Annotated in this window: 26 protein-coding genes; 15 read left to right on the plus strand and 11 right to left on the minus strand. The window is 55.1% G+C overall.

Translation table 11 applies throughout. The features are described from left to right. Positions 1–65: 65 nt before the first annotated feature. On the minus strand, positions 66–1022 hold the full coding sequence (locus HKD42_RS03485) for a threonine ammonia-lyase (RefSeq protein ID WP_170010329.1): 957 nt from the start codon (positions 1020–1022) through the stop codon (positions 66–68). Between the two features lie 237 nt (positions 1023–1259). Between HKD42_RS03485 and HKD42_RS03490 the strand changes: the two genes are divergently transcribed. The 3 genes from HKD42_RS03490 to HKD42_RS03500 are packed head-to-tail and all read left to right on the plus strand — an operon-like array spanning position 1260 to position 4137. Beyond that, on the plus strand, positions 1260–2483 hold the full coding sequence (locus HKD42_RS03490) for a saccharopine dehydrogenase family protein (protein WP_170010331.1): 1224 nt from the start codon (positions 1260–1262) through the stop codon (positions 2481–2483). Continuing rightward, a complete protein-coding gene (locus HKD42_RS03495; protein WP_170010333.1) occupies positions 2480–2956 on the plus strand; it encodes a GNAT family N-acetyltransferase in 477 nt (158 codons plus the stop codon). Before HKD42_RS03490 ends, HKD42_RS03495 begins: the two co-directional genes overlap by 4 nt. A gap of 2 nt (positions 2957–2958) precedes the next feature. After that, positions 2959–4137 (plus strand): carboxynorspermidine decarboxylase, encoded by a 1179-nt coding sequence (locus HKD42_RS03500; RefSeq protein ID WP_170010335.1) that lies wholly within the window; start codon positions 2959–2961, stop codon positions 4135–4137. 11 nt (positions 4138–4148) lie between these two features. On the opposite strand, the gene HKD42_RS03505 is transcribed toward HKD42_RS03500, so the two are convergent. Continuing rightward, entirely contained in the window at positions 4149–5096 is a 948-nt protein-coding gene (locus tag HKD42_RS03505; protein ID WP_170010337.1) for a DUF3137 domain-containing protein, read from the minus strand. 79 nt (positions 5097–5175) lie between these two features. Here HKD42_RS03505 and HKD42_RS03510 point away from each other — a divergent pair, with 79 nt between their 5' ends. After that, positions 5176–5730 carry a LemA family protein gene (locus HKD42_RS03510; protein WP_170010339.1) on the plus strand — a complete coding sequence of 185 codons (555 nt, stop codon included), beginning with the start codon at positions 5176–5178 and terminating at the stop codon, positions 5728–5730. 237 nt (positions 5731–5967) lie between these two features. Further along, positions 5968–7173, plus strand: coding sequence for a type III PLP-dependent enzyme (locus HKD42_RS03515; RefSeq protein WP_170010340.1), 1206 nt, complete (start codon positions 5968–5970; stop codon positions 7171–7173). Position 7174: 1 nt separating this feature from the next. Here HKD42_RS03515 and HKD42_RS03520 read toward each other — a convergent pair whose 3' ends face one another. The 5 genes from HKD42_RS03520 to murI all read right to left on the minus strand — a co-directional run bounded on the left by HKD42_RS03520 (position 7175) and on the right by murI (position 12011). Next, positions 7175–8158, minus strand: coding sequence for a hypothetical protein (locus tag HKD42_RS03520; RefSeq protein ID WP_170010342.1), 984 nt, complete (start codon positions 8156–8158; stop codon positions 7175–7177). Between the two features lie 84 nt (positions 8159–8242). Further along, positions 8243–8914, minus strand: coding sequence for a nitroreductase (locus HKD42_RS03525; RefSeq protein WP_170010344.1), 672 nt, complete (start codon positions 8912–8914; stop codon positions 8243–8245). A gap of 15 nt (positions 8915–8929) precedes the next feature. After that, entirely contained in the window at positions 8930–9787 is an 858-nt protein-coding gene (locus HKD42_RS03530; protein ID WP_170010346.1) for a TauD/TfdA family dioxygenase, read from the minus strand. An 81-nt stretch (positions 9788–9868) separates the two neighbouring features. After that, positions 9869–11089 (minus strand): 5-aminolevulinate synthase, encoded by a 1221-nt coding sequence (hemA, locus tag HKD42_RS03535; protein ID WP_170010348.1) that lies wholly within the window; start codon positions 11087–11089, stop codon positions 9869–9871. 103 nt (positions 11090–11192) lie between these two features. Next, a complete protein-coding gene (murI, locus tag HKD42_RS03540; protein WP_170010350.1) occupies positions 11193–12011 on the minus strand; it encodes a glutamate racemase in 819 nt (272 codons plus the stop codon). A gap of 111 nt (positions 12012–12122) precedes the next feature. On the opposite strand from murI, the gene plsY reads away from it, so the two are divergent. From plsY to HKD42_RS03570, 6 genes are all read left to right on the plus strand, one after another. Further along, positions 12123–12710: a glycerol-3-phosphate 1-O-acyltransferase PlsY gene (plsY, locus tag HKD42_RS03545; RefSeq protein WP_170010352.1), complete on the plus strand. Its 588-nt coding sequence runs from the start codon at positions 12123–12125 to the stop codon at positions 12708–12710. Next, positions 12707–13813, plus strand: a complete 1107-nt coding sequence (gene dprA / locus HKD42_RS03550) for a DNA-processing protein DprA (RefSeq protein ID WP_170010354.1) — start codon at positions 12707–12709, stop codon at positions 13811–13813. The genes plsY and dprA overlap by 4 nt, the downstream gene beginning before the upstream one ends. Before the next feature lie 51 nt (positions 13814–13864). After that, a complete protein-coding gene (locus HKD42_RS03555; RefSeq protein WP_170010356.1) occupies positions 13865–14584 on the plus strand; it encodes a hypothetical protein in 720 nt (239 codons plus the stop codon). Positions 14585–14592: 8 nt separating this feature from the next. Beyond that, complete coding sequence (locus HKD42_RS03560; RefSeq protein ID WP_170010357.1) at positions 14593–15255, plus strand: hypothetical protein; 663 nt, start codon at positions 14593–14595, stop codon at positions 15253–15255. Between the two features lie 84 nt (positions 15256–15339). Further along, positions 15340–17931 (plus strand): type I DNA topoisomerase, encoded by a 2592-nt coding sequence (gene topA, locus HKD42_RS03565; RefSeq protein WP_170010359.1) that lies wholly within the window; start codon positions 15340–15342, stop codon positions 17929–17931. Beyond that, complete coding sequence (locus HKD42_RS03570) at positions 17931–18113, plus strand: hypothetical protein (protein WP_170010361.1); 183 nt, start codon at positions 17931–17933, stop codon at positions 18111–18113. The genes topA and HKD42_RS03570 overlap by 1 nt, the downstream gene beginning before the upstream one ends. 27 nt (positions 18114–18140) lie before the next feature. Here the strand turns inward: HKD42_RS03570 and HKD42_RS03575 are convergent, their stop codons facing one another. Genes HKD42_RS03575 through lepB form a run of 4 tightly spaced genes read right to left on the minus strand, consistent with a single transcriptional unit; the run spans position 18141 to position 21191 of the window. After that, positions 18141–18746 carry a hypothetical protein gene (locus HKD42_RS03575; RefSeq protein WP_170010363.1) on the minus strand — a complete coding sequence of 202 codons (606 nt, stop codon included), beginning with the start codon at positions 18744–18746 and terminating at the stop codon, positions 18141–18143. Beyond that, the gene (era, locus tag HKD42_RS03580; RefSeq protein WP_170010365.1) at positions 18746–19666 is read right to left on the minus strand and encodes a GTPase Era; all 921 of its coding nucleotides are present in this window, start codon (positions 19664–19666) and stop codon (positions 18746–18748) included. The genes HKD42_RS03575 and era overlap by 1 nt, the downstream gene beginning before the upstream one ends. Beyond that, positions 19663–20334 (minus strand): ribonuclease III, encoded by a 672-nt coding sequence (gene rnc / locus HKD42_RS03585; RefSeq protein WP_170010367.1) that lies wholly within the window; start codon positions 20332–20334, stop codon positions 19663–19665. Before rnc ends, era begins: the two co-directional genes overlap by 4 nt. Then, positions 20331–21191, minus strand: coding sequence for a signal peptidase I (gene lepB / locus HKD42_RS03590; protein ID WP_170010369.1), 861 nt, complete (start codon positions 21189–21191; stop codon positions 20331–20333). Before lepB ends, rnc begins: the two co-directional genes overlap by 4 nt. 139 nt (positions 21192–21330) lie before the next feature. Here lepB and pgi point away from each other — a divergent pair, with 139 nt between their 5' ends. The 4 genes from pgi (at position 21331) to HKD42_RS03610 (ending at position 26639) form a co-directional block, all read left to right on the plus strand. Further along, positions 21331–22863: a glucose-6-phosphate isomerase gene (pgi, locus tag HKD42_RS03595; RefSeq protein WP_170010371.1), complete on the plus strand. Its 1533-nt coding sequence runs from the start codon at positions 21331–21333 to the stop codon at positions 22861–22863. 12 nt (positions 22864–22875) lie between these two features. Continuing rightward, on the plus strand, positions 22876–24222 hold the full coding sequence (gene gorA / locus HKD42_RS03600) for a glutathione-disulfide reductase (RefSeq protein ID WP_170010373.1): 1347 nt from the start codon (positions 22876–22878) through the stop codon (positions 24220–24222). A 39-nt stretch (positions 24223–24261) separates the two neighbouring features. Beyond that, entirely contained in the window at positions 24262–24996 is a 735-nt protein-coding gene (locus HKD42_RS03605; protein WP_170010375.1) for an SDR family oxidoreductase, read from the plus strand. A 110-nt stretch (positions 24997–25106) separates the two neighbouring features. After that, a complete protein-coding gene (locus HKD42_RS03610) occupies positions 25107–26639 on the plus strand; it encodes an acyl-CoA carboxylase subunit beta (RefSeq protein WP_170010377.1) in 1533 nt (510 codons plus the stop codon). The last annotated feature ends 7 nt before the right edge of the window (positions 26640–26646 follow it).

Below are 26646 nucleotides of genomic sequence, written 5' to 3' on the forward strand. Positions count from 1 at the left end.
CGCCGATAGGTGCTTCCAAGGCGGTGAATTGTCAATTGAAACTGGCTGTACCATGTGTGCAAATATCAGCAGTTTGGGGCAATTGTTTGGGCAAAGCTCTGGGGATCGGCATTGCCGCCGGTGATCATGATAACGGTGCGCTCGTCCACGCTAACCTTGCCAGCCAAAGCCGCTGCAAGCGCAGCCGCGCCGCCGGGCTCCACCACCATTTGCAGATGTGAAAAGGCGAAGCGTTGAGCGATCCGCACTTCCTCATCCGTAACCGACACGCCCGGATTTGATCTGCCTTGCAACACGGCCAAATTGATCGGCGCGGTCGCCGTTGGCTGTAAAGCGTCGCAAATGGTTTCGGGGGCATCATCACCGGCTTGGACGATCTTACCCGCGGCCAAGGCCTGGCCAACCATATCCCATCCCACCGGTTCGACCGGAACAATCTCTGCCGCCGGACAGGCAAGTGACAATCCCGCTGCCAGTCCGCCGCCGCCGCAACAGGCAATTATGCGAGTGGGCTCTTGCCCCAACTGCTCGGTAATTTCGATGCCGGCGCTGCCTTGCCCTTCGATTACCCACGGATCAGCAAAAGCATGAACCAAGACGGCATCCGTCTCAGCAATGATTTTTGCAGCCACTACGTCGCGGTCCTCCCCGGGGCGGTTGTAAAGAACCACATTCGCACCCAGCGCCTTGGTGGCATCGAGCTTCACTTGCGGTGCATTGCGCGGCATCACTATGGTTGCGGCGATGCCCAGCCTGCGGGCTGCCCATGCCACGCCTTGGGCGTGGTTACCGCTGCTAACCGCGACAACACCGCGTTTGCGTTGTTCAACATCAAGGTCGCTTAACCGGTGCCAACCGCCCCTGATTTTGAAGGCGCCAATCTGCTGAAGGTTTTCAGCTTTGACCCGGCACGAAATACCATTGATGCGGACAGGCAATAGCGGTGTTGCCGGCAAGATTGCTGCGATCTTGTTTGCGGCTTTATGCACGCCTTCTTGTGTTGGTTCGCGTTCAGTTTGCATAGTTTTTTCCTGAACCAAAGGGACACATGGGACACTGTCCAAAGGCAAAATATGTGGACCTGGCAGCGGCGCTTTGGTCACATGCAGAGCGTTGAAGGTCGGGCGCTATCATACGGCCGTCATGCCTGTTTTTTGCCGGTTAGGAAATGATCAACCGATTTGGCAGGATCGTTTTACGCAAGTGAAGCATTGGATTACAGAGCGCGATTAAGAATCGAAGTTTTAAAGGGAATTGCTATGTCCACAGTACTCGTCATCGGCGCAGGCGGCGTCAGTTCCGTATGCGTCCATAAAATGGCATTTAACGCGGACATATTCTCCAGCATCCATTTGGCCAGCCGGACCAAGAGCAAATGCGATGCGATTGCCGCTTCGGTCAAACAGCGCAGCGGACAGGATGTTGCGACGTATGAGATCGATGCCGAAGAAGTTCCGGCAATGGTCAATTTGATCAACAAAATTCAGCCGAGCTTGGTGGTGAATCTGGCGCTTCCGTATCAGGATCTGCCGATTATGGATGCGTGCCTTGAGGCCGGTGTCCACTATCTCGATACTGCCAATTACGAACCCAAGGATGAAGCCAAGTTCGAATATCACTGGCAATGGGCCTATCATGACCGGTTTAAAGAGGCGGGCATTATGGCGCTGCTCGGGTCAGGATTTGATCCCGGCGTGACCAGTGTGTTCACAATGTGGCTGCGCAAGCACAAACTCAAAACCATCCGCACTCTGGATATTCTCGATTGCAATGGCGGCGATCACGGCCAAGCCTTTGCGACCAACTTCAATCCAGAGATCAACATTCGCGAAGTCACGGCACCCGCTAGGCATTGGGAAAACGGCGCGTTCGTAGAAACGCCTGCGCTCAGCAAGAAGGTAGAGTTTGATTTCGAGGCGGTTGGCCCCAAAAATATGTATATGATGTATCACGAGGAGCTGGAAAGCCTCTCCAAATTCATCCCCGAGCTGGAACGCGGGCGGTTCTGGATGACCTTTGGTGATGAATACATCAAGCATCTTACCGTGCTGCAAAATGTCGGCATGACCGGCATTGATCCGATCAAATATCAGGGCAAGGAGATCATCCCGCTGCAATTCCTGGCGGCAGTATTGCCCAAGCCAGAAACGCTGGGGGAGACAACCACCGGCAACACCAATATCGGCGTAATTGCGACGGGCGAAGCGATGGATGGATCAGGCGAGAAGACGTACTACATCAACAATATCTGCAGCCACGAGGCGGCTTACGAAGAAACCGGCAATCAAGGCGTCAGCTACACTACTGGTGTCCCCGCGATGATCGGCAGCGCGCTGATGCTCGGAGGTACTTGGGCCGGTGCCAATGGAGAAGGGGGCGTGTTCAACATGGAGCAAATGGACCCTGACCCGTTGATGGAAATGCTGAATGCGCATGGTTTGCCTTGGAATGTCGTTGAAATGGACGGGCCGGTTGGGTTTTGATCCGTCCGGCGACCGAGAGTGACCGCAGCGCGATCTGGTCGATCCTGGAACCGGTTTTTCGTGAAGGCGAAACCTACGCCATCGATCGTGACATCTCACGCAGCGATGCATTGACCTATTGGATGGATGGGCATCATTGCTTTGTCATTGAAGCTGGCGGCGTGGTTCAGGGGACATATTACCTCAAAGCCAATCACGCGGGCGGCGGCCGTCATGTCTGTAATTGCGGATATATGGTGGCAGCCGCCGGGCGCGGGCAGGGATTAGCCCGTCAGATGTGCGAGCATTCCTTGACTGAGGCCAAACGCCTTGGTTTTCAGGCAATGCAGTTCAATTTTGTTGTGTCGACCAACACCGGAGCGGTGCACCTTTGGGAAAGCCTTGGCTTTGCCGTTGTAGGGCGGCTACCGGAAGTATTTGAAAGCCCCAGTCAGGGTAACGTCGATGCTCTTGTGATGTTCAGAAAGCTCTAACAATGGAAACCAAAGCAGGCGATCCGGGCGCATTTGCCCAATTCGATTTGAACCGTGTGGATAGCCCTGCATTTGTTATCGACGCGTCCAAATTGCGGGCGAACTTGCAAATTCTGGCAGAGATCCGTGACGCGGCGGACATCAAGATGCTGGGCGCGCTTAAGGCATTTTCGATGTGGTCGGTCGCGCCGATCATGGGCGATTATCTGGATGGTGTGTGCTCCTCCGGCCTATGGGAATCGCGGCTTGCGGGAGAATTTTATGACGGTGAAATCTCCACCTATTGCGCCGCGTTCAAGCCGGATGAATTGCTGGAAGTGTGCCGGCTATCCGACCATGTGATCTTCAATACGCCTGGGCAGATGGAACGCGCCGCGCTGGTGATGGAACAAGCGCGCAGCACCGGCGGGGGATTTGATGTGGGCCTGCGGATTAATCCGATGCACGCAGTTGGCGAGGTTGAGAAATACGATCCGTCCGCCCCGTTTTCCCGCTTGGGCTTTCCCATCGATCAACTGGATGACGAACATATTGAGCCACTTGACGGGCTGCATTTTCACAATCTGTGCGAACAAGGACTGGAACCGCTGCTCGACACTTGGGAAGCGGTTAAGCAACATATCGAACCCTATTTCGGGCACTTTAAGTGGATCAATCTGGGCGGCGGCCATCACATCACCCGCGCCGATTATGACCGCGACGCGCTGGTCGAGTTTCTCATCGAGATAAAGGAAGAAACCGGCGCGGAAATCTATATGGAGCCGGGTGAAGCGATCGCCTTGGATGCGGGTATCCTGACCGGCACTATCCTCGACACGCATTGGAACGGGATGCCGCTTGCAATCACCGATATTTCGGCAACCTGCCATATGCCCGATGTGATTGAGGCTCCATATCGCCCCGCGATGCTCGGTGAAGACGAGGACGGCACTGGTGATCCGGTGCGTTTGGGCGGCCCGTCCTGCCTCGCGGGTGATGTCATTGGCGATTATCAGCTGCCGGTTCCGTGTGAAGCCGGTCAGAAAATCGCGTTTCTGGATCAGGCACATTACTCGATGGTCAAGACCAACACTTTTAACGGGGTTCAATTGCCGTCCATCTGGCTGTGGGAGAGCGCGAGCGATCAGTTGGAGCAGATCAAGAGCTTTGGATATGAGGACTTCCGCAACCGCTTAAGTTAAAGTGATCCAGTTTAGCGTGCCTGTTGTTGGAGGCTCTGCGCCAAATCGGCGAGCCGCGCGAATTGGTCAATTGTAAGCGCGACCTTGCGGTGATCATCGCTGGCGTCGATCGATCCGCTTTCAAACATATTCCCGCAATTCAGGGTAATGACCAGTTCACCGCCGTGGAACAGGCTGCAAATATCTTCGCCGCTGAAGATTTTTTCGATGGCGATCAGGTGCTCGATATAGAGCGGATGGACGATATAGCGCGCTTCCACCTGATCGGTTGAATAGACATCAAAAGTACCTTCAAAATCGGGATGGACCATATCCACCAGATCAAGCCGTGTTCCATCGAAACTGACGTGATCTTTCCGTCCGCCAAACCCAAGCATCTTGCGATGCGTTCCAGCGCGGGAGACGAGGGTGGTACCGTAAAATTTACGGGCAAAGCCGATCCGGATTATGGACCCCTGAAACACCGTGACCCACCGCTTGTTTTTGCCCGATCCGCGTTGTTCTTCCAGATGCGCTTCGTGCAGAGTGAACGCATGGCCTGAGTAATTCCCGCTCCAAGAATCTTCAAAACTGGCGCGGTCATAGCCGGGCAGCATGTCAAAGCGCTTGGCCAAGTCAAAGCCGGAACTGCCATCCACATCGTGTTTGTAGATCAAGCCCAAAGCATCGGCGATTGCCTCGTTAATGCCGGTTTTAACTTGTTTGATGGCGTCACGCTTCGGGCCCTGCGACCAATACCAACCGCCGGTTGCCGCAGCGAAGCCCAGAAAAGCGAGGAGTTCAAACTGGAATGGTGCCAAAATGAACACAAAGGCAAATAGCGGCAGGCCGATTATCGCGACAGTCCACGCCCGGCTGTTCGATTTTTCCCGCGCTGTATCGCGAATGGCAACTTGCGATTGGAGCCATTGCCCCAATGGCCCCGCCATGAGCCGTTCTGCGCTGGGATATTCCGACATTGCGTTACCGATGTTGGGCCTGATTGCTTAACCAATTTGATGTTATAGTATTAGCGAATATGGAAAAGGGGAGTAAACGATGATTGCGATTTTTATTGTTCTGGGGCTGGTGGTGCTTCTGGCAGTTGTCGTGGTCGGGATTTACAACCGGCTGGTGGCGATGCGGCAGAACGTCAATCAAGGTGTTGCGGATATTGATGCCCAATTGCGCCAGCGGCATGATTTGATCCCCAATCTGGTGGAAACCGTGAAGGGGTATGCCAGTCACGAGAAAGACACGCTGGATTCCGTCATCTCAGCCCGCAACGCAGCAGCGCAGGGCGGAGTGAGTTCTGGCGACGAGACCCAGCTTAAAATTGCGCTGGACCGGCTGCTGGCATTGGGAGAGGCCTATCCCGATCTGAAGGCAAGCGCCAATTTCCAGGAATTGCAACGCGAACTGTCTGATGTGGAAGATAAGCTGGCCGCTGCACGCCGTGCGCTGAACGCTGCCGTATCGCGTTACAACACATCGCGGGAAAGCTTCCCTGCGATCGTATTTGCCGGTGCGCTTGGTTTCCAGACTGCGGATTTTCACCGTCTGGACGAAAGCGAGAAGGGCACAGTCGATCAAGTTCCCAATATCGCATTCTAAGGCCGGTTTTCTGGTATAGAACGCCAGAAAAGGATTGGCCCGTTTCCGGAACAATTACTCTGCATAAGCATTGGAAAAGCAGCGCAGGTTTTTGCGCGCGGGCCAGCTGCATATTTTGCTTGCAGTTTGGTTCGTCAAATATATAGGCGATTTCCACTGCCGATCCGACCTCTTAGGGGACATTGATCAACCGCCAGGCAGCCTTGAACATTCACTACCGTCAGGGGGTCCCTTGAGTTGCACATCTATCCCGATGCTACTGCTGTAATCCGCGACCTGTCGCCGGACGAGCCAATCATCCTCAACCGCCCGCACGCAGCCGCGCGCGCAGCCCGCTTCTTTGTCGAGAAGTTTCCGGGCAAATCGCTCTATGCGGTAAAGGCAAATCCCTCGCCCGAATTGCTACAGATTCTGTGGGCGAACGGAATCACTCATTATGATGTGGCTTCGATTGCGGAAGTGCGCCTGACGCGCAATGCTCTGCCAGAGGCCACGCTGTGCTTTATGCATCCGGTGAAGACCAAGCGGGCGATCCGCGAGGCGTATCACGAGCACGGGGTCAAAACCTTCACACTGGATACGGTTGAGGAGCTGGAAAAGATCGTCGAGGCGTGCCGCGATGATACTGGCGCCGCAGCGCAGGATTTGCGCCTTCTGGTACGGCTGCGTGTGTCGAGCGAATACGCTGAACTGTCATTGGCCTCCAAATTCGGGATTGATCTGGCCGATGCGGGCGAGCTTTTGCGAACCACCCGCCAGCATTGCGATTGGCTGGGCGTGTGTTTCCACGTCGGTAGCCAAGCGATGACACCGTTTGCCTATGTGCAGGCGCTAGAACGTGTGCGTGCCGCGATTGCCGATGCCAGTGTGGTAATCGATATGGTTGACGTGGGCGGCGGCTTCCCCAGCATCTATCCGGATATGGAACCGCCTCCGCTGGAAGATTATTTCGACGTCATCCATCGTCATTTCTATGAATTGCCAATCGCGTATAATGCGGAACTGTGGTGCGAGCCGGGCAGGGCGCTGGCGGCGGAATATTCATCGCTGATCGTGCGCGTGGAAAAACGCCGCGGCGAAGAACTGTATATCAATGACGGGGCTTACGGCGCGCTCTATGATGCAGCCCATGTCGGCTGGCGTTTCCCGGTAGAGGCGCTGGAAGACGATCTGCGCGATCCGCCAGAGGAATTCAGTTTCTTCGGCCCGACCTGCGACGATGCCGACTTTATGAAAGGCCCGTTTTTGCTGCCCGGCGATATCAAGGCGGATGACTATATAGAGGTCGGAATGCTGGGCGCCTATGGCTCAGCGATGAAAACCGGCTTCAATGGCTTCGGCGATGCCGAACAAGTGAATGTCGCCAATGAACCGATGGCCAGCCTTTATCGGGGCGACCGGATCGACGCGCGCGAAAGCGACAATGTGGTGAGTTTGCGGTAGGCTAATATTCGTCTATGCTATTGACATCAAATACAATAATTCTCTGTGGAACTCCGGCGGGGCTTCTGACGAAATAGCAATCAACTTCAACTAAGTCTTTATTCATAGCGACAAGCACGGTCTGTTTCATGTCATCGATCATGTCACCCGGAATTTGAAATGAAGGGGTTCCTTTCCATTCTCTATTCTCAAATTTACCCCAGCCATTGTTTTTGTTGAATTGGACGATATTGATATCAATCGTTGAAATATGCCGATCAACAACGGCCAAGTCGACAGCATCGGCCATTTCTTTGCTCGCTCGAAGGATATCACGAGGGCGATCATTTTGAGTGGTACGCACTGTTACTGATCTCGCGCTTCGGCGCAGCGGAACGTTCATCTCTTTTAGAAGGGGAGCGGACATAGTAATCAAATCAGCATTCTGCCCTTCACCAATTTTCCGAAATTCAGGCCTAAACTCTTGTAATTGTTCGCGCCTATTTTGATCCGCGATCAGCCGTTCGTAGAGCGCAGCGATCTTATCGTTAAGTTGGTCGGCTTTCTCAATGCGATCCTGTAGTAAGTTTAATGTACGATCAATAGTGTCGTCTTTCCCAGCGATTGTCCGATCAAACACTTCCACTAGCTCGCGGTTGGTAGCTAATGCTTCGCGGATGGCCTCATCATCTCCAGGCCTAAAAATTCGGTCAATAACGTATGAAAATAATGCCCCGATTGGCACTTCGAGCAATAGGGGAGTTCCCATGGCTATCGCTGGCGCAATTATGTCGAGGCCAAAACTGCCCGGTCGAGCGGGAAGAATGCGAATCTCTGGTGCATTCTTGTAAGATATCTTCTTCGGGAATTCGCCGGTCTTCCGAAAATTCTCTAGCTTTACCAGAAGCCGAGATGCAGAATATTGAAACCTAGCAGCTTCATAAAAATCCATTTGATGTTCGGACGCTATTTTTCCATCGAAAACAAAACTTATCTTCTCGTCCATAAAAGCTAACCCACCAAACCGAATAAGTAATTGAAGATAGAATACTATATTCCAATTTTCTAGTCTCTTTGACTTCTTATTCAATCAAAACCCAACAAACCGTGCCGCTTCGTCCACCGTACGCCGCGTAATCTTCACAGGGTTTGCGGGGAAGTCTTCATCCGGCCAGCCCATCGCGACCGCTTTCATAATCACTTGATCGTCTGGAATCCCGGCGTGTTCGCGGACGACGGGGCTTTGCATGATGCCTTGGGAATTGATCACGCAGCCAAGCCCGCGGGACCATGCGGCGTTGACGAGAGCTGTGGTGACTGCGCCGCAATCGAAGGCGGTGTCATCGCTGCCCGATAGTTCCTTGTCATAGGTCACGATAACGCACACCGGCGCATCGAACTGGCGGAAGCCGCGCAGCACCCAGTCTTGCCGTTTTTCTTTGTCATCGCGTTCGATGCCCATCGCTTCAAACAGTTGGATCGCGCATCCGACCTGCCGTTCGCGGTGAACGCCGGCAAAGGGTTCACCCATGCGGAATTCGCGGCTGTCAGGCTTACCGGCCAGAATATTCTCGGTGTTGCCCTTGCGGATGCGGTCGAGTGGTTCGCCGGTGATCACATGGAAGTGGTAGGGCTGGGTATTCATGGATGACGGCGAGCGCATGGCCAGTTTCAGCACGTCTTCAATCAGGTCTTGCGGAACAGCTTTATCGAGATAGCCGCGGATAGAACGGCGGCCGAGGACGACTTCATCATAATTCATGTGTGTTGGTGTTCCTTAGGCTTGGAAATAGGGTTTCTGGCCAGCGATAGTAACGCGTTCCATAATTCGGCGAGCGGGGAAGTAATCGGACACGGCGAGATGCTGAGTCACCCGGTTATCCCAAAAGGCGATGCTGCCTTTGGCCCACCGGAACCGGCATTGGATTTCTGTATCCATCGCCGTTTTGTAAAGGTGGGCAAGCAACCAGCGGCTTTCCTCCGCGCTTAGTCCCTCGATATGGGAGGTGAATGCGGTGTTGACGTAAATTACCCGCTCGCCCGTTTCCGGGTGAGTGCGGATCACCGGATGTCTTTGCGGCGGAAATTTCTCGTGAAGATCAGCGGGGGCCTTATCCAACCGGCCAGCGAATACACGGGCGATATCATGGACTGCGGTCAGCCCTTCGCACATGCGCTTCATCTGTTCTGACAGCCGCTCATAGGCGAGGTGCATATTGGCAAAGCAGGTATCGCCGCCGCATTCGGGAACTTCATGGGCGAGCAGGATCGAACCGAGCGAGGGCTTTTCCCGCCATGTCACATCAGAATGCCAGTAATTTTCCTGACCCCGGCTTTTGGGCCCGTGCGCGATCCGCAATATTTGAGGGTGCGCCTGATCCTTGGGCGTGGCCGGATGGACTTCCAGCTCTCCGAAATTTTTGGCGAATTCGATATGTTGCTGCTGGCTAAGCGTTTGATCGCGAAAAAAGATGACGCCGTGTTTCAGCAAGGCCGCGCGTATTTCGGGCACGCGCTCTGCAATATTGGCGGCAGCCAGGTCGATATCGAGAATTTCGGCACCGACGGCAGGTGTTATCGGCCGGATATTGAGCGAGCCGGTATTCAGCGATGCGCGATCAAACGTAGTTGCCACGTGTTGTTCCTCCCAAAACTTATGGGGGAGGCTAGCGCATTGATGAGAGGCTGCAAAGGACGTTACGGCCAGCGGGTTGGATTACGCCGCTTCCGCCAATTCCAGATCGAGTCGGTCCCAAATTTCCACCAATGCGCCGACCAGATCGTTCATCATTTCTTCCGTGTGGGCGGGGCCGGGAGTGAAGCGCAGACGCTCTGTTCCGCGCGGCACCGTCGGGAAGTTGATCGGCTGCACATAAGCGCCATATTCGGCCAGCAAGATATCGCTGATCTTCTTCGCCCGCACAGGATCGCCAACCATCAGCGGCACGATGTGTGTCTCGCTCTGCATGACAGGCAGGCTGGCGTCGGCCATCTTCTGTTTTAGCGATGCAGCATTCGCTTGTTGGGCGTCGCGTTCCTCGCTGGAATTCTTCAAATGCTTCACCGCGGCCAATACGCCTGCAACCAGTGCAGGGCTGAGCGACGTGGTGAAAATAAAGCCAGGAGCGTAGGACCGGATGCAGTCGATGATCTTCTGATCAGCCGCGATATAGCCGCCCATTACGCCGAAAGCTTTGCCGAGTGTGCCTTCGATAATGTCGATCCGGCCTGCGGCTTCATCACGTTCCGATATGCCGCCGCCATGTTCGCCATACATCCCAACTGCGTGCACTTCGTCGATATAGGTGAGGGCGTTGTACTTCTCTGCCAGATCGCAAATCGCATGGATTGGCGCAACGTCCCCATCCATGGAATAGACGCTTTCAAACGCGATCAATTTCGGTGTTTCGGGATCCTCAGCCGCCAGCAGCTCTTCCAAATGGTCCAGATCATTGTGACGGAACACTTGTTTCGGGCAGCCTGAATTGCGAATACCCGCGATCATGCTGGCGTGGTTCAGCTCATCAGAGAAAATCACGCAGCCGGGGAGCAATTTCGCAATGGTCGATAGGGTTGCATCGTTGGAGACATAGCCGCTGGTAAACAGCAGCGCGCCTTCTTTGCCGTGCAGTTCCGCCAATTCATGCTCAAGCTCGACATGATAATGCGTGTTGCCGCCAATGTTACGAGTGCCGCCAGAACCAGCACCAACATCATGCAAAGCGTCTTCCATTGCGGAAATGACCTTTGGATGTTGGCCCATTGTCAGATAATCGTTGGAACACCAGACAGTGATCGGCTTGGGGCCATTATGGCCATGGAAGCAGCGTGCGTTGGGGAACTGGCCCTTATTGCGCAGAATATCGATGAAGACCCGGTATCGCCCCTCTGAATGGAGACGGTCGATTGCTTGGTCGAACACTTGATTGTAATTCATCGCTAACCTGCGTTTTTCGCCGTGTTTTTCCGGCTGTCCTTGCGTGCTGATCTAGGCCGAGAATCGTTCCAAAGCTACCCCGATCTTTGCGAACGGTTCGCGATTAAAACTGATCAATATGATCGATTCCATAGGACGAAAGCACGCTGGATACTTGGCGAAATTCGTCAATATCGCCGGTTGTTACAGCTCTTAAAGATCTGACTGAACCGGTAGAATTCCCATCCACCAGACTGCCGATCCTGCGAGCGATGCCGGCGGCACCATCAATGAACGTTACCTCTGGCCCGAATGCGTTTGATAGCTCATCGGTCAGCAGCGGGAAATGCGTGCACGCCAGAACAACCGTATCGATCGCATCGCCTCCGGCTTGGCTGAGAAGTCCGTCCACTGCGCTTTGGATCGCGGCTTGATCAACCGGCTTCCCGCGCATTTTGGCTTCTGCAGGGGCAACCAGTTCAGGGGCCGCGTGACGGAGCAATGTCTTGCCGCGCGCAAATTGCGCTTCCAAACGGTCCACATAAGACTGGCGGATGGTGGCTTGCGTGCCGAGAAGGCCAATGGTGCCGGTTTTGGTAAGAGCGGCTGCGGGCTTGATCGCGGGGACTGTTCCAACAATTGGCACTTCCAAAGCGTCACGAACCATATCTAGCGCGATGGTGGAAGCAGTGTTGCAAGCGATGCAGATCAGGCTTGGGTGATAGCGTTCGCTCATCCGGCCAAGCAGGCCTGCAACACGCGCAGCAATTTCGGCCTCCGTCTTGGTACCGTAAGGCAGCCCGGCCTGATCGGCAGCAAAGATTATGGAGGCATCAGGTAAGGCTTTGCGTGTTTCGGCCAGAACAGTCAGGCCGCCAACGCCGGAATCAAAAATCAGGATTGGCCCGTTTGTCGCGGTGTTATTGCCTTCAATTTCAACCACGCGCTTGCTTTCCCCCGTTCTCGAATATTCTCCTTATTTTTCCAGTGACGATTTGCAAGCGAATGCGTTAGGGTGTGCCAGTAATGGGCAGCAATTGAAGGCGTAACTCTTATGGATTCCACCATTATATTGTCTGCACTGCTTGGTTTTGTGTTGGGGTCGGTTCCGTTCGGATTGCTGCTGACGCGCGCGGCGGGGCTGGGTGATGTTCGCGATATTGGATCGGGTAGTATCGGTGCTACCAATGTTCTGCGAACCGGCAATAAAGGCTTGGCAGCGGCCACTGTACTGCTCGATGCCGCTAAAGGCGTGGTGCCGGTTCTGGTCGCAGCCCATTTCTGGCCTGGCACACAGGGAATCGCTGCTGTGGCTGCCGTGACGGGGCATTGTTTTACCCCTTGGCTCAAATTCAAAGGCGGCAAGGGGTTTGCCACTGCCGCTGGGATATTGCTGGCGCTGGCGTGGCCGGTGATGTTGGTCTGCGCGGCCATTTGGGCGGCGACCTTGGCGATCAGCCGTATTTCATCCGTGTCATCAATGACCACTGTTGTTGCCGCGCCAGTTGTGGGGTGGGTTATGGGGTACCCGGCAGTGGTGATACCGCTCATTGCAGTGGCAGCGATCGTACTTATTCAGCACAGAGCGAATATCGGCCGTCTGATGCGCGGTGAAGAGCCCAAGATCGGCAGCAAGGCATGAGCGCAAACCCTCTGCATTTGTCGCAAGAGGAAGCTTACGCGCGGATCAGATTGCTCCGTTCGCCCAATATCGGGCCCGTTACATACGCCCAGCTCATCAGCCGGTTTGGAACAGCCGCCGCAGCGTTAGAAGCGTTGCCAGATCTGGGGAAGCGCGGCGGGCGCACCTACACACCTGCAAAGACGGATCGGATTGACCGCGAGGTTGCCGCCACAAGGCAGGCGGGGGCGAAATATGTGTTCCACGATTCCGCTGACTATCCGCCTTTATTGAAGCAGATGGTCGGCGCGCCGCCGATTATGACATGGCGCGGTGACTTGGCGCTGGCCGCAAAGCCCTGCGTAGCGATCGTCGGCGCGCGCAATGCCTCAGCCGCTGCAGTAAAACTGTCACGCGAATTTGCGGCTGGGTTGGCCGATGCGGGGTTCACAGTCGTTTCGGGCTTGGCGCGCGGTATTGATGGCGCGGCGCATCAAGGATCATTGCCAAGCACGATTGGGGTGATCGCCAGCGGTATCGAAATCGCCTATCCCCCGCAGCACGCAGAATTGCAGGAACAAATCGCGCAGGAAGGCTTGCTGCTGGCAGAACAACCCCCCGGAACGGAACCGCGCGGTAGCCACTTCCCCAGCCGCAACCGCATTATTGCGGGGATCGCAGCGGGCACTCTGGTAGTGGAGGCCGCTCCAAAATCCGGGTCATTGATTACGGCTCGATTGGCAGGGGAGGCTGGCCGGGAAGTGATGGCGATACCTGGAAGCCCGCTGGATGCCCGATCACAGGGATGTAACACTCTCATCCGTGAAGGCGGCGTGTTGGTTCAGTCTGTGGACGACATTGTCGAGCTGCTGTCAGGTTTTGATGGCGTGCCGCTATCCTCATTCAAGGAACAGGCAGCGCCGGACTATTGCGCTGATGAGGAACTGGCCGATGCAGAGCCGGCGGACATCGCCAGTTTGCTGACGACTGCGCCAGTGGCGGTGGACGAATTGATCCGCCAGTCACAAAGCAGCGCCGCCGCTGTGCAATTGGCGCTGCTGGAAATGGAAATTGCAGGGCAGATCACACGCCATGCGGCTGGCAAGGTGAGTTTAGTAGGCTGAATGTCGCAGGAATTGCAGCCAGGCGCTGAGACAATCAAAAAGGGCAATCGAATGAAAAGAGACGCAGACTTTGCAGGTTTTATGGGCGAGACGGTGGCGCTGGTGTCTGACAATCTGCGTTTTGTCGCGATCTATGTTCTTCTTGTTGGCGGGTTGAATGCGGCGGGTCTCTTTCTTGGTCTGACCGCGCCCGCATCTACCGGTAGCGGTTTCCAGACTAGCCTTGGCGCAATGGCAAGCTTTGACGCCGGCCTGGCAGGTGGTTTGTTTTCGTTGGGTGTCGGGATAGTCTCGATCGTCGCAGCATATTTCTTGCTTTCCAAATTGCTGGAATCGCGTGGTCGATTGATCGACACTGACACCCGCATCTGGGCCTATGTTGGTATGATGATACTGTCGATCCTAGGGATGATGATCGGATTTCTGCTGTTGGTGATCCCCGGGCTGATCTTATTGGTACGATGGTCTGCATCGTCCGGCTTTCTGATCGGCGGAAAGCGCGGAGTTATAGAATCTTTGGGTGATAGCTGGGATGCGACCCGAGGCAAAAGCTGGCCGATCTTCTTTGTTGGGCTGGTGTTGTTTATTGGCTTTTCCGTGATCAGCGGCACGATGCTCGGTGTGATAGGCGCAACGGGCTTGAACCAAGGGGTTATGGCTACCTCCGCGCTGATCAACGCATTCAGCAGCGCGGTTTTTTATGCTCTTGGTGTCGCGGTCTACTACCTCGTGCAGAATGATGAGCGTGAAATCGGTGCGGTGTTTGAATAGGTGAGGCCATGACGTTGGATGACACTGTAGGGCAGCGAACGGCCCAAATTCTGGATGAAGCCAAGCGTATTTTAGTTGCTGGGTGGTGGGTTGTGCTCGCCTACTTTTTACTGATGACTGCACTCGGCACGGCAGTTGATGTCAATGCATCTGCCGAAGATATTGGCGGTGATTTTGGGCTGTCGGTTGTTGGGGTGGTGACAGGATATCTTCTGATCATAAAGCTGATCGACATGGCGAAGCTGGCGCCGTTGGGCCGCCAAGCTGGGTTCGGTACATATTTCGGCATGAGTATAGTTATCGGGCTTGCTACTATGCTCGGGGTATTGCTCTTGATTTTACCCGGCCTGTATCTCTCGATCCGCTGGTCTGCTGCCTATGGCTTTGCATTGATTAGCAATGAAAAAACTTCAGATGCGCTGGGCAATAGCTGGCGCGCGACGGAGGAGCACGTTTGGCCGATAGCATTGGCTTTGCTGCTGCCGACATTGGGCTTTGCGGCTGGGCTGGCGGTCTACTTTACCGATGAGGCTTTGATCCTGCCATTGACCGTCGCATTGCCTGCGAATGTGCTGATTTACGGTTCCACGGTAGCCTCGACCGCTATCGGCCTCGCAGTGTTTACATGCATCGTGAACCGTAACGCTGGTATTTCTGACGTGTTTGAGTAGAGGGCGCATAACACGCTTGACGGATGGCGACGGAACTCGTCACCCTCGCGCGTATACGCACACGTAAGGACTTTCAGACTTTTCATGCAGCTTGTCATTGTTGAATCGCCCGCCAAAGCGAAAACTATCGAAAACTATCTGGGCAAGGATTTCAAAGTCCTCGCATCATACGGTCACGTCCGCGATTTGCCGCCCAAGGATGGCAGCGTGCGGCCCGATGAAGATTTCGCGATGGATTGGGAATTGTACCGCGACAAGCAGAAGCGGTTCAAAGAAATCGCCGACGCGGCCAAGGGCGCAACCCGTCTGATCCTCGCGACTGACCCTGACAGGGAAGGCGAAGCGATCAGCTGGCACGTTCAGGAACTGCTGAAGAAACGTAAGGCGCTGCCGAAAGAGGTTGACCGCGTTACCTTCAACGCAATCACGAAAGCGGCTGTGACAGAGGCGATGGGCAAGCCCCGCGGCCTCGATACGGATCTGATCGACGCCTATCTTGCGCGCCGTGCGCTCGATTATCTGTTCGGCTTTACTCTCAGCCCGGTTTTGTGGCGCAAGCTGCCCGGCGCGAAAAGTGCAGGGCGGGTACAATCGGTTGCGCTGCGGATCATTGTTGACCGCGAGCGCGAGATTGAAGCGTTTAAGGCTGATGAATATTGGTCCATCGTCGCGAAGCTGGAGCATGACGGCACCGCGTTTGACGCGCGATTGGTCAAGTTTGACGGGGCCAAGCTGGAAAAACTCACTCTGGGTAATGAGGGCAGCGCCCTTGATGCCAAGAAGAAGATTGAGAATGCGCCGTTCACGATCGAAGGTGTAGAAACTAAACCGCAAAAACGGCACCCGTCGCCGCCATTCACCACCTCTACCTTGCAACAGGAAGCATCGCGTAAGCTGGGATATAATGCCAGCCACACCATGCGTCTGGCACAGAAGCTGTATGAGGCGGGTGACATCACCTATATGCGTACAGATGGCGTGCAGATGGATGGCAGCGCCATTTCCGCTTGCCGTAAAGCCATATCAGAACGGTATGACGGCCATTATCTGCCGGAAAAACCGCGCCATTACGCCACTAAAGCGAAAAACGCGCAAGAAGCGCACGAGGCGATCCGCCCGACCAGCTTCCTGAAATCGAAATCCGGCTCAGGCGATGAAGCCAAACTGTATGACCTGATCTTCAAGCGCGCGATGGCCAGCCAGATGCAATCTGCCAGCCTGGAGCGGACAACTGTAACTCTGCGTGATCCGGCTGGATTGCACGAGCTGCGCGCGACCGGCCAAGTGGTGAAATTTCCGGGCTTTCTTGCCGTCTATGAAGAAAGCTTCGACGACAAGAAGGACGAGGATTCCGGCCTTCTACCTGTGATGAACAAGGGCGATAGCCCGGCCAAGAAGGCAGTGGAGGCAAACCAGCACTTCACCCAGCCACCGCCGCGTTATTCCGAAGCATCATTGGTCAAACGGCTGGAGGAACTCGGCATTGGCCGCCCGTCCACCTATGCCTCCACCATTCAAACAATCCGTGACCGAAACTATGTCCGCGTGGAGAAAAACCGTTTCTTCGCAGAGGAAAGCGGGCGGTTGCTCACATCATTCCTTGAACGGTTCTTTGAACGCTATGTCGCCTATGAATTTACGGCCGGCATGGAGGATGAGCTGGATGTCGTTTCCGACGGTAAGTCCGAATATAAGGCGCTGCTCGAAAAATTCTGGAAGGATTTCAAACCCAAAACCGAACAGGTGATGGAGCAGAAGCCTTCGGAAGTGACCGAAGTGCTGGACGAGTATTTGTCCGACTATCTCTTCCCCGAACGCGAAGATGGCAAAGACCCGCGCTTCTGCCCGCTATGCGAGAAAGAAGGGCGCGCGGATGGCCGCCTGGCGTTGCGCGGGGGCCGGTACGGTGCATTTGTAGCCTGTCACAACTATCCCGAATGTAAGTTCACTCGCCGTTTTGCCCAACCGGGCGCGGATGGCGAAGACGCGGCAGAAGATGCGGTGCTGGGCACTCACCCCGACACCAATCTGCCGGTGGAGCGCAAGACAGGCCGCTTTGGCCCGTATGTGCAGATGGGTGAGGGCAAGGAAGCCAAACGCGCTTCGATCCCCAAAGATCTCGACGATTTTGGTTTGGAATGGGCAGTGAAACTGCTCGATCTGCCGCGCATTGTCGGTCAGCACCCTGAAACTGATAAGGATATTGAGGCCGCGATTGGCCGCTATGGCCCCTATCTGCGGCATGACGGCAAATATGCCAAACTCGCCAGCACGGCAGACGTGTTTGAAACCGGTATGAATGCCGCAGTGTCGCTATTGGCAGAGGCTGCCAATCGTAAAGGCGGCGGCCGTCAGAAGGCCGAACCGATCAAGACGTTCAAAGAACATCCTGAAAGCGGCGGCGAGATGAAAGTCCTGCCGGGCCGTTATGGCCCTTACGTCACCGATGGCACCAACAATGCGACTATCCCGCGCGATATGAAGCCCGAAGATGTGACCGAAGAGCAAGCGATCCAGCTGATTAACGACCGGATCGCGAAGGGGCCGCCGAAGAAGCGCGCCAAGAAGAAGGCCCCAGCAAAAAAAGCTGCTGCCAAGAAACCTGCGGCGAAGAAGAAAGCACCGGCCAAAAAAAAGGCTCCCGCTAAGAAGCCTGCTGCCAAGAAAGCTGAATAATGGGGAAAGAGATCTTCGTCCGCCACAAACAACCTTGGAATGCCGAGGAAGCAGCAAAGCTGCGCCTGCTCGCAGGAAAAGGGCAGGGCCTGAAGCAGATTGCAAAGGCCCTGACCCGCAGCGAGGAATCGACCAAAGACTTTGCGAAGAAGAACAAGATCGCGGTGGCTAAGAAGCGGTGAATTAGCACCCTTACTGACGAGGAGGGGCTAACTAATCCACGTTCCTACTTCATCGGATTTTGTCCATTTTCCGTCCGCGCCCAGCTTGTATGCAATCATGCTTCCACTACCGCAAAGAGGGCCACACACTCGCGAGATCTCGAAAGTCACTTTCTCGCCTTCTATGTCGATCAGCGGAACCTGAACAGCCAAGCTATCATAAAGATAAAACAGACCGTCAGGCGTTGTTTTAGGAATTGCATCCTGAGAGGAAGGCACGTGAGAACGCTCTTTTTTTATTCGGGCTAAATTTGGACACGTTTTTATCGGATCCAATTTCGAAAACTCGACCATCTTCTCCACTTGAGAACGAAGTTCTTGCTCACTAAGATCGTTTTGAGCGCCAAATTGTTCTTCTCGCTCTACCCATTCATTGATTGATACATTTTCATCAAGGCGTACCCAATCATTTGACAGATAAAGCGGCCTATCCGCAGCATTAAATTCGGCAGTTACAAAGTCAGTCAAAATACTACATGCAAGTTTGAGGTTTGCATTTGATTCAGTTGACTGGGATGATTCAGTTGACTGGGAGCAGCCAGTCAGTCCAACAGCAAGTACTGCGCTCCAGCCTAGCAATGCTCTCCAAGTCATCAAAAATCCAGCCCCATTTCTTCAAAAACTTCCTTATCCTCGGCCCAGTTTTCATCGACCTTCACGTGCAGGAACAAATGCACTTTCTGGCCTAGCACCTCCGACAATTCCTTGCGCGCGGCTTCTCCGATCGACTTGATCATTGATCCGCCTTTGCCCAGCACAATCGGTTTCTGGCTGTCGCGACCGACAACGATTTGCTGGCGCACTTCCACGCTGCCGTCTTTGCGCTGGGTGTAGCTTTCAGGGCGCACAGCGCTGTCATAGGGGAGTTCTTCGTGGAGCTGCTTATAGAGCTGCTCGCGGGTGATTTCGGTGGCCAGCAGGCGCTCGCTGGCGTCGGAGACTTGGTCTTCGGGATAGTGCCAGACCCCTTTGGGCATCAGGCTGGCGAGGTGATCTTTCAATTCATCGACCCCGTCACCGGTCAGGGCAGACACGAAGAACACTTCCTCAAACGCGACTTGATCGTTGAGTTCTTGCGCCAGCGCCAGCAGCGGTTCCTTCACGGCCTTGTCCACTTTATTGAGGACAAGGATCTTGCGTTCCGGGCGTTTGCCCAGAGCTTCCACCAAGGGCAGCATTTCATGGCGGCGCTGTTTGATCGGATCGACCATCAGCACGATCGCGTCTGCATCCTCAGCCCCTTCCCAAGCAGAGGTCACCATGGCGCGGTCAAGCTTGCGGCGCGGCGCGAAAATACCGGGCGTATCGACCAGAATAATCTGCGTTTCTTCCTGCAAGGCAATACCCATCAACCGCGCGCGGGTAGTCTGTGCCTTCGCGCTGGTGATCGCGACTTTCTGGCCGACCATCTGATTAACGAGGGTGGATTTACCAGCATTTGGCGCGCCGATAATGGCGACGACACCGCATTTGGGATTGGTGTGGGTGTCGGAAGGTGGTGTGGTTTCGGTCAACCGAAAGTCTCCATAAAATTCTTCGCAGCCGTTGTTTCGGCATCTTGTTTGTTGGATGCGGTGGCTTCTGCGCTACCGACATTGTTGACCGTGACACGCACGGTAAAGGTCGCTGCGTGATCGGGACCGGACCGGTCGATCAGCTCATATTGCGGGGGGCGGCGTCTGTTGCCCGCGGCCCATTCTTGCAGGGCGCTTTTCGGGTGTTTGCGCTTGCCCGCGCCGCCATCCATTGAATCGGCCCATAAGGTGTGGATCAGCGCGCGTGTCTTTTCAAACCCGCTTTCGAGGAAGGCTGCACCCAGCAGCGATTCCATCACATCGCCCAGCACATTTTCGCTATCCGCCGCGCCATCATCACGGGCCTGTTTGCCCAGCCTGATATGGCTGGAGATATCGATAGAGCGCGCAACGTTGGCGCAAGTCCGCTTGCTGACCAGGACATTCAACCGCTGCGCCAATGCACCTTCTGCGCCGCTGACTTCACCAAACAGCCAGTCCGCGATGGTAAGGCCCAATACGCGGTCACCCAGAAATTCCAGCCGTTGATAGTCGCGGTCTTCGCCGATGCTGCCATGCGTCAGGGCATCAACCCAGCGCGGGTGGTCGCTGGGTTCAAAGCCGTTGCTTTCCAACCATTGCCGGGCCTTCTGGTCGAGTGTGCTCACAAGCCATTACCCAGCCGCTCACCGCGCAAGGCCGTGAACCATGTCCATGGCAGCAACCATTCGGAGCTGCCATCGGTGGACCACATGATCACAGAGGCGCGGGCGAGCAACAAGTCTTGCGGAACCATGCCGACGCCGCCGCCGGGTTCGGCAGAAAAACGGCTGTCTTGTGAGTTGTCGCGGTTGTCACCCATCACGAACATTTCGCCCTCAGGCACAATGATCGGACCGAAATTATCCTGGAATTGCGGACCGAAATCGAGAACTTCATAGCTTTCACCAGAAGGCAGAGTTTCCTTAAAACGGGTATAGCTGCACACCGTCTCCCCATCTTCCTTGATCACTGTGCGCGACATTACGTGGCACTGTGTGTTGGGCGAAGGTGCAATCTCAAAATCCGCCATTTGCTCTTTCGGGATCGCTTCACCGTTCAGAATGACTTGCCCGCCGCGCATTTCAACGGTGTCACCGGGAATGCCGATTACCCGCTTGATGTAATCGGTGCCGTCAACCGGATGCTTGAAAATGGCGATATCGCCGCGTTCAGGCTCTCCGGCCCAGATACGTCCCGGTATCAGCGGGGCGCCAAACGGCAGGGAATCGCTGGTGAAACCATACGGCCATTTCGCCGCCAGCAAATAATCGCCATTGGCCAACGTCGGCAGCATGCTTTCGCTCGGAATATTGAATGGCGAAAAAATGAAGCTGCGGAAAATCACCACAATCAGAACGAGCTTGGTCAGGAAGACAAAGAAATTGTCTTCTTTCTTCTCAGGCTTGTTATCGGGCGTTTTGGCCGGTTTCTGGGCTGTTGCTGGATCGCTTGTCGTGCCCGGTGATGCGCTGTTGTCAGTCATAAATACTACGTGCTTTTCCTAGGTTCAGGTACGCTCTAGCAGGTCTGCGGGAGAAATTCGTACCCAGACCCGTCCAGTGGGTTCCCAATCATTGCGGCTGTCTCTAGTCGGTGTAGGCAAAGGTAGGAAGGTTTTTTGCATGAGTGACGCGATTGGATCGATCTGGGGCGCATTGAAGGCGCATAAGCCAAAGAGCTTGTTGGAGCTGTTTGAAGATCCAGACCGGGTGGCCAAACTGTCTGACAGAATCGAATGGGGCGAAGCAGAGGCCGTTGCTGGCATTCAATTCGATTGGTCAAAGACCCATCTGGACGAGACGCTGCTGAGTGCTTTTGAACAATTGGCAGGCGCCATGGATTTCGCGGGCAAACGTGCGGCGATGCTGGGCGGGGCCAAGATCAACAATACCGAAGGGCGTGCGGCAGAGCATACTGCCCAGCGCGGCGTTGGCGCAGAGGCATCTGTGGAAGAGGCTATGGCGCTTCATGCGCGGATGAAGATGCTGGTTGAGGCCATTCATGATGGCGCGCTGGGTGATGTAAAACATTTGATCCATGTGGGCATTGGCGGCAGCGCGCTAGGCCCGGCATTGGCGATTGACGCGCTGACCCGCGACTTGGCGAAGGTTGATGTCCATGTTGTGTCCAACATTGACGGCGTGGCTTTGGAACAGGCTTTTGAAGCGTGCGATCCAGCCACAACATTGGTCGCGGTGGCATCCAAGACATTCACCACCATAGAAACCATGACCAATGCCGCCAGCGCCCTAAAGTGGCTGGGCGAAGGCGGGGTCGATGATCCGTTTGGGCGGGTCGTGGCGCTAACCGCGAGCCCTGAAAAGGCGGTCGAATGGGGCGTGGATGAAACGCGGGTGCTGCCGTTTAACGAAACTGTCGGCGGGCGCTATTCGCTATGGTCGAGCATTGGCTTTCCGGTGGCGTTGGCGATTGGCTGGGAAGAATTTGAAGAATTCCTCGCCGGGGCGCAAGCGGTCGATATGCATTTTCGCGACACTGACGGGCGGGATAACTTGGCCTTGCGCGCGGCCTTTGCTGATCAATATTACACGCGGGTTCGCGGCTGCCAGACACGGGCTGTGTTCGCCTATGACGAGCGGCTCGGCCTGTTTCCCGATTACCTCCAGCAATTGGAGATGGAGAGCAACGGTAAGAGCGTGACCGCCGAGGGTGATCCCGTGGAAGGTTCAACTGCGCCGGTTACGTGGGGCGGGGTGGGCACAGATGCACAGCACGCCGTGTTCCAACTGCTGCACCAGGGCACGCATCTGATCCCGGTGGATTTCATCGCCAGCATTGCGCCGGGTGATATGCTGGACCCTGCGCACCACCGTATCTTGTTGACTAATTGCTTCGCACAGGGTGCAGCTTTGATGGCGGGTAAGGCGAGCGACGATGGCGCACGCAATTTTGAAGGCAATCGGCCGAGCGCAACGATGCTCTGCGATGATCTGGATGCGGCAACGCTGGGCGCGCTGATCGCGTTTCATGAGCACCGGACGTTTGCCAATGCTGTGTTGATGGGGATCAACCCGTTCGATCAATTCGGGGTGGAGCTGGGCAAGCAAATGGCCAATTCAATCGAAGCGGGCGGTAACCAATTCGATGCCAGTACCGAAACACTGTTAGAAGCTGCTGGCATTAGTCAGGGCTGACGGGGATACATTATGGCTGATTACGATTTCGACCTTTTCACTATCGGTGCCGGCTCTGGCGGGGTGCGGGCTTCCCGCGTGGCATCCGCGCACGGGGCGAAGGTTGCCGTGGCGGAAGAATACCGTGTCGGCGGCACCTGCGTCATTCGCGGCTGTGTACCGAAGAAAATGCTCGTTTACGGTGCGCATTTTGCAGAGGATTTGGTCGACGCAAAGCAATTCGGGTGGGATATTGGCGAGACATCATTCGACTGGAAGCGCTTGCGCGATACGGTATTGGGCGATGTGGACAGGCTCAACGGGCTTTACACTGAAACACTGGAAAACCACGACGTCACAATTTTTAATGAGCGTGCGGAAATCACGGGCGATCATGAAATCACTTTGGCGAGCGGCAAAGTCGTCACAGCAAAGTACATTCTGATTGCCACAGGGGCGGAGCCTGCTGTTCTCAATTTCCCCGGTAGTGAACACGCCATCACGTCTAATGAGGCATTCCACCTCGACGAGATGCCAAAGCGTGTCATGATCGCGGGCGGAGGCTATATTGCGAATGAGTTCGCAGGCATTTTTCATGAATTTGGCGCAAAAGTATGCATCGTCAATCGCGGCGATCAATTGCTGCGTAGCTATGAGCCGGCATTGAGCGATCGTCTGCTGAAAATCAGCATGACCAAAGGGATCAACTTCCACTTCAACACCACTTTCAAGAGCATCACCAAAAACGATGATGGAAGCTTGCATGTCGAACTGAACGGCGATGATGATCAGACCGTCGATTGCGTGATGTTCGCCACTGGCCGGAACCCCAATGTAAAGGGCCTGGGGCTGGAAACGGTGGGCGTTGAACAGGGTAAGATCGGCGAAATTCTGGTCGATGAATATTCGAAGACCAATGTAGACTACATCTATGCCGTGGGCGATGTGACCAATCGTGTGCAATTGACGCCCGTGGCTATTCGTGAAGGCCAAGCCTTTGCTGATACGGTATTCAACAATGACCCCAAAACGGTCAATTATGATCACATTCCGAGCGCGGTATTCAGCCACCCCCCAATCTCGGCAGTGGGCTTGACCGAAGGGGAGGCTCGGAACCAGTTGGGCAATATCAAAGTGTACCAGTCGGACTTCCGCCCGATGAAGAATGTTGTCGCGGGCCGGAACGAGCGCGGTCTGTACAAGATGATCGTAGATGCAGCGACGGACAAGGTCGTAGGCATTCATATGATCGGGCCGGAATCAGCGGAAATTATGCAAGGCTTTGCCGTGGCGGTGAAAGCCGGGCTGACCAAAGCTGATTTCGATGCAACCGTCGCGATCCATCCGACTATGGCGGAAGAGCTTGTCCTGCTGAAATAGCCCGCGCATAAGCTCCGTTCAATTTCAGGGGCAAATGCGATGGATGTTAGCGGCAAGACGATACTTTTGACTGGCGGCACATCGGGCATAGGCCGGCAGCTAGCGGGGCAATTGCGGGCCAAAGGTGCCACGGTTGTCACGACAGGGCGTTCCGCAGAGCGGCTTGCGGAAGTGCGCGGCGCCGGGTTTGAGGCGATCGAAGCGGATTTCACCACCGCTGCCGGTGTGCTGGCGGTTGTCGATGCGTGGGACGATCGGCCGCTGGATATCCTGATCAACAATGCAGGAATGGGCCGCACGCATGATTTTCGCGAGGGCAATGTCAGCCTGACCGATGTGGATGAGAGCATCTTTACCAATTTCAATGCGCCGATCCATCTGATCACGCATTTTATGGAGAAATTGCGCGCAAGTGCCTGTGCCCATGGCGGCGCGATGATTGTTAATGTCACATCGGGTCTAGCGATTGCGCCGAGCGTGGCGGGCGCGACCTATTGCGCCACTAAGGCCGCTTTGCGTAGCTATACCATGTCGCTGCGCGTGCAGATGAAAGAATTCGGAATCCACGTGTTGGAGGTCCTTCCGCCCATGGTAGATACTCCGATGACAGAGGAGTACGACGCCAAGAAAATGAGCGCAGAACAGTGCGCGGCGACGATCGTTTCAGCGATGCAGCGTGAGAAGAATGAAGCCAATGTTGGCCTTGTCAGCGCGCTGAGGATCATCAATTCGATAAGCCCAAAGGCAGCGGAAAAGCTGATGCTTAAGCTGTAAAGTGGAAGTTGGGTGGCAGATAGATACCGGCTTCCCTTGACCCGCCGCCTCAGGCATGGCTTAGCAACATATATAACTATGTGCGCTGAAGCTATAATGCAGGGGACTTCATGTCAGCCAATATTGCCGAAATGGAAAAACGCCGCGACGCAGCCCGGATGGGTGGCGGTCAAAAACGGATTGATGCGCAGCATGCCAAGGGCAAACTGACTGCACGCGAGCGGATCGATGTGCTGCTTGATGAGGGCAGCTTTGAAGAAGTCGATATGTATGTCGAACATGACTGCGTCGATTTTGACATGGCCGATACCAAGATCCCCGGTGACGGCGTGGTAACCGGCAGCGGCACCATCAATGGCCGACTGGTCTACGTTTATAGTCAAGACTTCACCGTTTTCGGCGGATCGCTGTCCAAACGTCATGCGGAGAAAATCTGCAAGCTGATGGAAACTGCCATGAAAAACGGCGCTCCGGTAATCGGCATGAATGACAGCGGGGGCGCGCGAATTCAGGAAGGCGTGGCGTCACTGGGCGGATATGCCGATGTGTTCCAGCGCAACGTGCTCGCCAGCGGCGTGGTCCCGCAGATCAGCCTGATTATGGGGCCATGCGCGGGCGGGGCGGTATATTCCCCCGCGATCACTGACTTCATCTTTATGGTAAAAGACAGCTCCTACATGTTCGTTACTGGCCCCGATGTGGTGAAAACAGTGACCAATGAAGTGGTGACGCAGGAAGAATTGGGCGGCGCGGTAACGCATACGACCAAGACCAGCGTGGCGGATCTGGCGTTCGAGAATGACATCGAAACGTTGCTGGCGACGCGTGATTTCTTTGATTTTCTGCCGCTATCCAACCGCGAAGACGTGCCTGAACGGCCCACCGATGATCCGTTTGACCGCGAGGAGATGAGCCTCGACACGCTGATCCCGGATAATGCCAACCAGCCATATGATATGCACGAAGTGCTGCGCAAGGTATTGGATGAAGGTGATTTTTTCGAAGTGCAGCCAGCCCATGCGGGCAACATCCTGTGCGGTTTTGGCCGGATAGAGGGGCGCAGCGTGGGCGTTGTCGCCAATCAGCCCATGGTGCTGGCGGGTGTGCTCGATATCAACGCCTCCAAAAAAGCCGCGCGGTTCGTCCGGTTCTGTGATGCGTTTGATATTCCAATTGTGACATTTGTTGACGTGCCCGGCTTCCTGCCCGGCACCGCGCAGGAGCATAACGGCATTATCAAACACGGAGCGAAATTGCTCTTCGCCTATGCCGAAGCAACCGTGCCCAAAATCACCATTATCACCCGCAAAGCCTATGGCGGCGCGTATGACGTCATGGCGTCCAAACATTTACGCGGCGATTTGAATCTGGCGTGGCCGACCGCGGAAATCGCCGTGATGGGCGCGAAAGGCGCGGTGGAGATTATCTTCCGCAAAGACATCGGCGATCCCGATAAAATCGCGGAGCGCACGAAGGAATATGAAGACGCGTTTGCCAACCCCTTTGTGGCAGCACAGCGCGGCTATATCGACAATGTCATCTACCCTCATTCCACACGGCGGCGGATTGCTCTGGGGTTACGCAAATTGCGCAATAAAGCCCTTGAGAATCCTTGGAAGAAGCATGACAATATTCCGTTGTGAGGATTGC

Origin of the sequence: Pontixanthobacter rizhaonensis (assembly GCF_012972675.1) — a bacterium.
Taxonomy (GTDB): domain Bacteria; phylum Pseudomonadota; class Alphaproteobacteria; order Sphingomonadales; family Sphingomonadaceae; genus Pontixanthobacter; species Pontixanthobacter rizhaonensis.

Coding starts and splice junctions, on each gene's coding strand:
- topA (WP_170010359.1), top strand. CDS start 15,340: ATGCAGCTTGTCATTGTTGAATCGCCCGCCAAAGCGAAAACTATCGAA.
- HKD42_RS03525 (WP_170010344.1), bottom strand. CDS start 8,914: ATGAATTATGATGAAGTCGTCCTCGGCCGCCGTTCTATCCGCGGCTAT.
- pgi (WP_170010371.1), top strand. CDS start 21,331: ATGAGTGACGCGATTGGATCGATCTGGGGCGCATTGAAGGCGCATAAG.
- lepB (WP_170010369.1), bottom strand. CDS start 21,191: ATGACTGACAACAGCGCATCACCGGGCACGACAAGCGATCCAGCAACA.
- HKD42_RS03575 (WP_170010363.1), bottom strand. CDS start 18,746: ATGACTTGGAGAGCATTGCTAGGCTGGAGCGCAGTACTTGCTGTTGGA.
- HKD42_RS03505 (WP_170010337.1), bottom strand. CDS start 5,096: ATGTCGGAATATCCCAGCGCAGAACGGCTCATGGCGGGGCCATTGGGG.
- HKD42_RS03610 (WP_170010377.1), top strand. CDS start 25,107: ATGTCAGCCAATATTGCCGAAATGGAAAAACGCCGCGACGCAGCCCGG.
- HKD42_RS03605 (WP_170010375.1), top strand. CDS start 24,262: ATGGATGTTAGCGGCAAGACGATACTTTTGACTGGCGGCACATCGGGC.
- HKD42_RS03500 (WP_170010335.1), top strand. CDS start 2,959: ATGGAAACCAAAGCAGGCGATCCGGGCGCATTTGCCCAATTCGATTTG.
- hemA (WP_170010348.1), bottom strand. CDS start 11,089: ATGAATTACAATCAAGTGTTCGACCAAGCAATCGACCGTCTCCATTCA.
- HKD42_RS03490 (WP_170010331.1), top strand. CDS start 1,260: ATGTCCACAGTACTCGTCATCGGCGCAGGCGGCGTCAGTTCCGTATGC.
- HKD42_RS03510 (WP_170010339.1), top strand. CDS start 5,176: ATGATTGCGATTTTTATTGTTCTGGGGCTGGTGGTGCTTCTGGCAGTT.
- HKD42_RS03520 (WP_170010342.1), bottom strand. CDS start 8,158: ATGGACGAGAAGATAAGTTTTGTTTTCGATGGAAAAATAGCGTCCGAA.
- HKD42_RS03560 (WP_170010357.1), top strand. CDS start 14,593: ATGACGTTGGATGACACTGTAGGGCAGCGAACGGCCCAAATTCTGGAT.
- HKD42_RS03570 (WP_170010361.1), top strand. CDS start 17,931: ATGGGGAAAGAGATCTTCGTCCGCCACAAACAACCTTGGAATGCCGAG.
- plsY (WP_170010352.1), top strand. CDS start 12,123: ATGGATTCCACCATTATATTGTCTGCACTGCTTGGTTTTGTGTTGGGG.
- dprA (WP_170010354.1), top strand. CDS start 12,707: ATGAGCGCAAACCCTCTGCATTTGTCGCAAGAGGAAGCTTACGCGCGG.
- gorA (WP_170010373.1), top strand. CDS start 22,876: ATGGCTGATTACGATTTCGACCTTTTCACTATCGGTGCCGGCTCTGGC.
- HKD42_RS03485 (WP_170010329.1), bottom strand. CDS start 1,022: ATGCAAACTGAACGCGAACCAACACAAGAAGGCGTGCATAAAGCCGCA.
- HKD42_RS03555 (WP_170010356.1), top strand. CDS start 13,865: ATGAAAAGAGACGCAGACTTTGCAGGTTTTATGGGCGAGACGGTGGCG.